Origin of the sequence: Bacillus sanguinis, assembly GCF_018332475.1 — a bacterium.
Taxonomy (GTDB): Bacteria; Bacillota; Bacilli; order Bacillales; family Bacillaceae_G; genus Bacillus_A; species Bacillus_A sanguinis.
In genome coordinates this window covers 1-6,830 of record NZ_BOQB01000250.1, presented here as the reverse complement: position 1 = coordinate 6,830, position 6,830 = coordinate 1, and the positions used below count along the sequence as shown (strand labels likewise).

At 34.2% G+C, this 6,830-nt stretch carries 9 protein-coding genes and 1 pseudogene; 5 read left to right on the top strand and 5 right to left on the bottom strand.

What is annotated here, in order from left to right; translation table 11 throughout:
- Nucleotides 1-139 precede the first annotated feature (139 nt).
- Complete coding sequence (locus KI369_RS22765) at nt 140-901, top strand: DeoR/GlpR family DNA-binding transcription regulator (protein ID WP_212957487.1); 762 nt, start codon at nt 140-142, stop codon at nt 899-901.
- Between the two features lie 14 nt (nt 902-915).
- Complete coding sequence (locus KI369_RS22760; RefSeq protein ID WP_212957486.1) at nt 916-1,542, top strand: HAD family hydrolase; 627 nt, start codon at nt 916-918, stop codon at nt 1,540-1,542.
- A gap of 21 nt (nt 1,543-1,563) precedes the next feature.
- On the opposite strand, the pseudogene KI369_RS29555 reads toward KI369_RS22760, so the two are convergent.
- Both KI369_RS29555 and KI369_RS22755 read right to left on the bottom strand, forming a co-directional pair.
- Nucleotides 1,564-1,755, bottom strand: a pseudogene (locus KI369_RS29555) (Nif3-like dinuclear metal center hexameric protein); the annotation flags it as partial.
- Between the two features lie 58 nt (nt 1,756-1,813).
- Complete coding sequence (locus KI369_RS22755) at nt 1,814-1,981, bottom strand: hypothetical protein (RefSeq protein ID WP_212957485.1); 168 nt, start codon at nt 1,979-1,981, stop codon at nt 1,814-1,816.
- Between the two features lie 122 nt (nt 1,982-2,103).
- Here KI369_RS22755 and KI369_RS22750 point away from each other — a divergent pair, with 122 nt between their 5' ends.
- Nucleotides 2,104-2,427 carry an iron-sulfur cluster biosynthesis family protein gene (locus KI369_RS22750; RefSeq protein WP_000289563.1) on the top strand — a complete coding sequence of 108 codons (324 nt, stop codon included), beginning with the start codon at nt 2,104-2,106 and terminating at the stop codon, nt 2,425-2,427.
- A 188-nt stretch (nt 2,428-2,615) separates the two neighbouring features.
- Nucleotides 2,616-3,521 (top strand): DMT family transporter, encoded by a 906-nt coding sequence (locus tag KI369_RS22745; protein ID WP_212957484.1) that lies wholly within the window; start codon nt 2,616-2,618, stop codon nt 3,519-3,521.
- A gap of 28 nt (nt 3,522-3,549) precedes the next feature.
- Here the strand turns inward: KI369_RS22745 and KI369_RS22740 are convergent, their stop codons facing one another.
- Nucleotides 3,550-3,771, bottom strand: a complete 222-nt coding sequence (locus tag KI369_RS22740) for a hypothetical protein (protein WP_000639042.1) — start codon at nt 3,769-3,771, stop codon at nt 3,550-3,552.
- 279 nt (nt 3,772-4,050) lie between these two features.
- Here KI369_RS22740 and KI369_RS22735 point away from each other — a divergent pair, with 279 nt between their 5' ends.
- Nucleotides 4,051-4,434: an ATP synthase subunit I gene (locus tag KI369_RS22735; RefSeq protein WP_212957483.1), complete on the top strand. Its 384-nt coding sequence runs from the start codon at nt 4,051-4,053 to the stop codon at nt 4,432-4,434.
- A 261-nt stretch (nt 4,435-4,695) separates the two neighbouring features.
- On the opposite strand, the gene KI369_RS22730 is transcribed toward KI369_RS22735, so the two are convergent.
- Nucleotides 4,696-4,881, bottom strand: a complete 186-nt coding sequence (locus KI369_RS22730) for a hypothetical protein (RefSeq protein ID WP_212957482.1) — start codon at nt 4,879-4,881, stop codon at nt 4,696-4,698.
- Between the two features lie 273 nt (nt 4,882-5,154).
- On the bottom strand, nt 5,155-6,741 hold the full coding sequence (pckA, locus tag KI369_RS22725) for a phosphoenolpyruvate carboxykinase (ATP) (RefSeq protein ID WP_144612162.1): 1,587 nt from the start codon (nt 6,739-6,741) through the stop codon (nt 5,155-5,157).
- Nucleotides 6,742-6,830 lie beyond the last annotated feature (89 nt).

The window sequence follows — 6,830 nt, the reverse complement described above, 5'->3', positions numbered from 1 at the left end:
CATCAAAATCAAAAATAATTGTACGTAACATTTTTTCACTCCTGTTTTAAGTTATTTTAAGGTTTGTTTAAGTGTTTGTGTTATTATATACTTAAAATAACTTAAAAATACTTAAAGGTAAATGGAAATGGGTGAGATTATGAATCAAGAGGAACGTCTAATAAAAATAATGGAGTATTTAAATGAACATAGGACGATGAGTTTGAAAATGATGTGTGAGCTATTTCAAGTTTCCAGAGATACAGCAAGAAGAGATATTGTAAAGTTAACAAATGAAACAACAATAGTAAGAACTCATGGTGGTGTAGCTTTATCATCTTTCCACCGTAAAATATCGGATTATGTAAATCGTGAGGAAAAAGAAATTGAATATAAGATATCTATTGGAAAGCAAGCTGCTTCTTTTGTAGGAGATAATGAAGTTATTTATCTTGATGTTTCAACAACTGTTAATTGTATGGCTTCATTTTTGACAGCAAATAACATAACGGTTGTTACAAATTCAATTGATACGGTAAATCATTTACTGGATATGGAGAATGTAAATATTCATATTTTGGGTGGAGAATTAAATAAACACTCACGTTATATGACAGGTTTTTCTGCAATGGAGAAACTAAAAGATTATCATTTTGATAAAGTTTTTATTGGATCACCCGGTCTTACAGAAGACGGTGTCTATTATGCGTATGAGGAAGATATTCATTTTAAGCGTCAAATTGTTAAACAAACGAATGGAGTGTTTTTACTTGCCGATGAGACAAAAATGAATCAACGTCAAAACTTTAAGGCGCTGTCATTAGAATCGATAGATACAATTATTACGAATGATGTTGTTCCTGGCAATTTAGAAAGAGTAGTGAAAGAACATGGAATTGAGCTAATCGTTGGAGTGAAGTAAAGGGGGACGTAAAAATGAAGGGAATTATATTTGATATTGACGGAACAATGTTAGATACGGAAAAAGCAGTTTTATATTCATTACAGAGAACGTTGCGAGATGAAGGGATAAATTATTCATTAGAAAATCTACATTTTGCATTAGGTATTCCAGGTATGGCTGCGTTACAAGAAATCGGTGTGGAAAATATGAAAGCAGTTCATGAGAAATGGATACGTAATATGGCAGATTTTAAGAATGAAATTACAGTATTTAAAGGAATTGCGGAAGTGATTGAAATAGTCTCTTCATATAAGATTCGAACAGGTATTGTGACTTCAAAAACACGCCAAGAGTTTATCGATGATTTCCAGCCATTTGGATTACATTCATATTTTGAACACTCTATTTGTGTGGAAGATACAATGAAACATAAACCAAATCCTGAGCCACTTGTGACATGTTTAAAAAGATTAAATATAGATGCACAAGAAGCGATATACATAGGTGACTCAGTATATGACTTACAATGCGCAAAACAAGCGGGAGCAAAATTTGGTTTAGCCTTGTGGGGAGCGAAGACAAGAAATGGATTCGAAGAGGCTGATTATATTTTTCAAACGCCTCATGAAATTTTAAGTCTAGTAAAAAGAGATAGCTAAATTAGCTATCTCTTTAAAAATTTATAACCACCATTTTTCCTGTGGAACCAAAGTAACATCCACTTCAAAATTCTCTTTAAACCACTTATACATCAATGTCTCTTTTACTAAATATTCAGAGGTAGAGTGTGACACACCGATGAGTGACATATTTGTTTCTTTTACGTAATCCATAATGAGTGAGTATTTATGCTTGCTGTAATCATTGTTGATAGGCTACTGTCTTTTCCGTATTTTTTGATTGGGAATAAATGATTGGGTGATTGTGCTATTAGTTGTTTTTCATAGCAAAATAGGAAGCAGTTAGGAAACAAATAAATCCTAAAATCCAACCAATAGAAGGAGAATAGGGAAGTATATGTTGTAATACCATTCCGCTAGAAAGAAAAAAGCTACCGAGTAGGCCTAAGAAGATGGGGTATCGCAGTAATTTTAACATAGTGATACAACCTCCTTTATTACATATATTGTATGTTAGTCCTAATTTTCTGTATATATATTTAGAGAAAAATGGTGGTACAATATAGGAAGGATGCGAGAAGAGAGGATGAAGATTAACGTATGTACGTTACTGTAACAGAAGCAGCATATAAAAAGATTATGGATACGATTCCAAATGAAGCGAAATATATAAAGTTATTTTACGATAACGAAGGTTGCGGTTGTGTAATGAGCGGAATTATCGATTTAGTAGCTGTAGCAGAAAAAGATGAGCGCGATGTGGATATTGAATCAAGCCAGTTTAGCTTTATCGCAGATCGCACAAAGCTTGTATTTATGGATGATAAGTTAACAGTTGATTGGCATGAAGGTGGAGGAACTTTTCAGCTGAAGAGCCCAAGCCAATTTTATAATCCAAATATGAAGTTACACGTTCGAGTGTAGTAAAGGAAAGGTGGTTCCAAAATGTATTTTGGAACCACCTTTTTTATTGTATAAGTCGCTATATTAAAAAAATCGCCGATATAATTTCCTGTACCAAAACGTTGCATACAATACAAAGATTTTTTCACATAATGAAATGTACATATGATTGAATTTTCTGTATAATCTTATTTGCGGAGGGGATACGCATGAGAAGATGGGGGATTGAGTTATTAATTTTAAGTGTCGTTATTATTTGGGGGATTAATTTTACGATTGCGAAATATGGACTTTTAGAATTTACAGCAATTGAGTTTACTGCACTTCGGATGATATCGGCGGCACCGCTTATGTTATTCCTTACATTTTTCATTGAAAAGTCGGTTTATATGGAACGAAAGGATATACCTAGATTAATCATCGTTAGTGTTGTAGGTATTGTACTGTATCAAACATTATTTATGGAAACTGTCAAATATACGTCCGCTACAAATGCCTCTTTACTCATTTCTATTTCACCTATTTTTACAACTTTATTTGCGATTTTCTTGAAACAAGAAAAGTTTTCTTCTCGAAAGCTCATCGGTTCTATCATTGCCTTTGGTGGTGCAGCATTAGTTTTAGTAGCAGGGCATTCACTTGCTAGTTCTTTTTATGGAAATGGAATGGGACTAATTGCATCAATATGCTGGGGGCTTTATCCTGTTTTAGCAGGTCCATTAATTAAAAAATATTCAGCATTACGTGTTACCGCATGGTCAGCATTAGTTGGCGCGATTCCACTTTTATTGTTAAGTGGACCATATGTATTTATCATGCCATTTCACATTACACACGGAATGACACTATTTGCTTTACTATATTCGATTTTCTTTGTAACAGTATTTGGTTTAGTGATGTGGTATGTCGGTGTTCAAAAAATTGGGGCGTCACATACGATGGTATATATGTATATAACGCCACTTGTAGCAGTTTTATTCGCAGCTATATGGGCAAATGAATATGTATCGTTTCAACAAATAATCGGTGGAATTATTATTTTCTTCGGTCTATGGTTTGTGAAATCGGAGAAAGTAAAAGTACATTCTATTGCGGGGGAACCTATATCAAAATAGGAAAACAGATCACCTATGATCTGCTTTCCTATTTTTTTATTTTTGGTAAGAAGATGAGAAATAAGATAGCAGTAATAAGTGGAATTAAGTTTAAAAATGGAATACGGAAGAGTGTGATAAGAATAATACCTGGGAGAAGGACACCGAGGACAGCGTAGAAAATACTATGATTTTTCGTGTACCAATATAATGAAAGTCCAATAAGTGCAGGGATAATGAGATGAATGAGAGCCATTAAAAAATAAATCATTAGACGCCCCCTTTATTTGTGTGCTTATTACATCATATCCGTATGTTCATAGATTGATATCATTTTTTTCATAAATGGACGAAAAATGTTTGCAAAAACGTCACAAATTATGAGAATATGATGTTTGAAATCTTGTATAATATTATTTTCTAAAAACATTTAAACAACATAAACGTACTGTTTATGTTGTTTTTAATTTGAGTGAAATGGATGTAAGCAGTATAGACTTGAAAGAAATTTTTTGTTGGATAGATAAAAATTACTGAAGAGGAGAACAGCATGATTAGTATGTCATTAAGGTCGTTTAAAATTCAATCGTATTATATACTAAGTATTCTTTTGCTAGGCTGGATGGTAACACCGTTTTCAGCACATTTTTTAGGTGCAGGAATTGGACTTATCGTAAGTATGTATTGCGTTTGGCTTTTAGGGAGACGAATTGAGAAGCTTGGAGATAGTATCGTAAAGAAAACGAAAGCACCGACGCTCGGTATGTTTAATCGTTTTGCTGCTGCTATTTTAGGTGCTATTATTATGTACGAAATTGAGCATCATATGGTGATGTGGGCATTTGCAGTAGGGATTATGGGCGGTTATTTCTTAATCGTTGTGAATTTAGGATACTATAGTATGAAAGATGAGAAAGAATTAACGAAGAGCTAAAAAGATAAAAAGCTTCTTTTTAGATGGAATAGATGATCCAGCCACGGATAAAAACGGTCAGAGCCTTTTTTAGCCCCATGCGATGTAAAACCAGAGAGATGTAGTGAGTAGGGATATAATTTATATGTTCGAAGCCGTGATTTATCTCTGTTGAAATGGGTTTACTCTGGGATAAGTGATTCAGTGATGGATAGTACAACAGGAAGCGTAACTTTGTATAAAATGCAGGTTTCTGCTTCCAATAAGTTAATATGAAATCACTTATTTCTTAGGTTCTTTAAAAAAGTTGGATATAATACAAAAAACTATTCCGGTAATTAGAATAATATATTTTATCGTTTCACTTGTATGCTCAAATAACTTAACGTTAAGCATTACAAGTCCCCAAAACATTTGGATCGCTCCATAACTGAATAAAATTTTTCCTGTACGAGAAAAGTTTTTCATAGATCTCATCCTTTCCTGTATATGTAAATTGTATCATAAAAAACTAAAAGTGAATGATTATAAAATGAATTTTCTGTAATTTTATGACCTGAGTCATAGATGAAGAGATAAGATATAGAAAGAAGCTTACGTAAAAAACGTAAGCTTCTTTTTTATGTAAGTGTGTATAACCGTTAAGCCGCATTGGGTTTTGTCGGTGAGTACGCGAAACTTTACGGTTACACGACACTTATTCATATGAGTAAAAGGGTTATTCCAACAGAAAGTTTGTACTTAAGCGATTGGACCGCCTAAGTTAATAATGTCTTCAGATACGCTGTCGAACTTTTTGAAGTTCTCTTTGAATTCGCTCGCAAGTTCGATTGCTTTCGCTTTGTAAGCAGCTTTATCAGCCCAAGTTTGTTCAGGCATTAACACTTCGTCAGGTACACCTGGTACGTGAAGTGGAACTTCAAGACCGAAGATGTCATGTTTAGCTGTTTCAGTTTTCGCAAGTTCGCCGCTTAATGCAGCTTGAATCATTGCACGAGTATAACCTAAGTTCATACGTTTACCAATGCCATATTCGCCACCAGTCCAGCCAGTGTTTACTAAGAATACTTTCGCATCGTGTTTTTCGATTTTTTCACCAAGCATTTCAGCATAGCGAGATGCATCAAGTGGTAAGAATGGTGAACCGAAGCAAGTTGAGAATGTTGCTTGTGGAGATGTAACACCACGCTCTGTTCCTGCTAGTTTACTAGTGTAACCACTTAAGAAATGATACATAGCTTGTTCTTTTGATAATTTACTGATTGGAGGCAATACGCCAGATGCATCAGCAGTTAAGAAAATGATTGTATTTGGGTGTCCAGCAACACTTGGCAGTACGATATTGTCGATCGCATGCATAGGGTATGCAGCACGAGTATTTTCTGTTAAAGTAGTATCGTTGTAGTCTGCGATACGCGTTTGGTTATTAATGATAACGTTTTCTAAAACAGATCCAAATTTGATTGCATCGAAAATTTGTGGTTCTTTCTCGTGAGAAAGGTTTACACATTTTGCGTAGCAACCGCCTTCAATATTGAATACACCGTTATCAGACCAACCATGCTCATCATCACCGATTAATTTACGGTTTGGATCAGCAGATAATGTTGTTTTACCTGTTCCAGATAAACCGAAGAATAGTGCTACGTCGCCTTCTTCACCTACGTTTGCAGAGCAATGCATAGAAAGAATATCTTGTTCAGGCAATAAGAAGTTCATAATAGAGAAGATTGATTTTTTCATTTCTCCAGCGTATTCTGTACCACCAATTAGTACGATACGTTTTTCGAATGAAACCATAATAAATGCTTCAGAGTTTGTACCGTCAACAGCTGGATCAGCTTTGAAATTCGGCGCAGAAACAATTGTGAACTCTGATTCATGAGTTGTTAATTCTTCTTCAGTTGGACGAATGAATAATTGATGTACAAATAAATTGTGCCATGCATATTCGTTGATAACTTGAATTGGTAGGCGGTAATTGCGGTCAGCGCCTGCAAATCCATTGAAGACGAATAACTCTTCTTTTTCTTTTAAGTATTCTAAAACTTTAGTATATAATTTATTAAAATGTTCTTCAGAAATCGGTTGATTTACTGCTCCCCAAGCAATTTTGTCAGCAACCGATGCTTCTTTCACAATAAATTTATCTTTAGGAGAACGTCCTGTATATTTTCCTGTTGAAGCAGAAACGGCACCAGTAGAAGTTAATTTCCCTTCATTTCGCATTAATACTTTTTCCACTAATTGCGGAACACTTAGTTGAATCTGTGCATTGCTTCCGTTCAATAATTCGTGTAAACCAATTTGGACATTCACAGTACTCATATTTATATACCATCCTTTTCATTTAATGAAATATTTCTCGTAATCCCCAACAAGAGTATAACACAATTATATAAATAATGTATACTATT

Excerpts from the sequence above, each read along its gene's own strand:
- KI369_RS22750 (WP_000289563.1), top strand. The coding sequence starts at position 2,104 with ATGTACGTTACTGTAACAGAAGCAGCATATAAAAAGATTATGGATACG.
- KI369_RS22740 (WP_000639042.1), bottom strand. The coding sequence starts at position 3,771 with ATGATTTATTTTTTAATGGCTCTCATTCATCTCATTATCCCTGCACTT.
- KI369_RS22755 (WP_212957485.1), bottom strand. The coding sequence starts at position 1,981 with ATGTTAAAATTACTGCGATACCCCATCTTCTTAGGCCTACTCGGTAGC.
- KI369_RS22735 (WP_212957483.1), top strand. The coding sequence starts at position 4,051 with ATGATTAGTATGTCATTAAGGTCGTTTAAAATTCAATCGTATTATATA.
- pckA (WP_144612162.1), bottom strand. The coding sequence starts at position 6,741 with ATGAGTACTGTGAATGTCCAAATTGGTTTACACGAATTATTGAACGGA.
- KI369_RS22730 (WP_212957482.1), bottom strand. The coding sequence starts at position 4,881 with ATGAAAAACTTTTCTCGTACAGGAAAAATTTTATTCAGTTATGGAGCG.
- KI369_RS22760 (WP_212957486.1), top strand. The coding sequence starts at position 916 with ATGAAGGGAATTATATTTGATATTGACGGAACAATGTTAGATACGGAA.
- KI369_RS22745 (WP_212957484.1), top strand. The coding sequence starts at position 2,616 with ATGAGAAGATGGGGGATTGAGTTATTAATTTTAAGTGTCGTTATTATT.
- KI369_RS22765 (WP_212957487.1), top strand. The coding sequence starts at position 140 with ATGAATCAAGAGGAACGTCTAATAAAAATAATGGAGTATTTAAATGAA.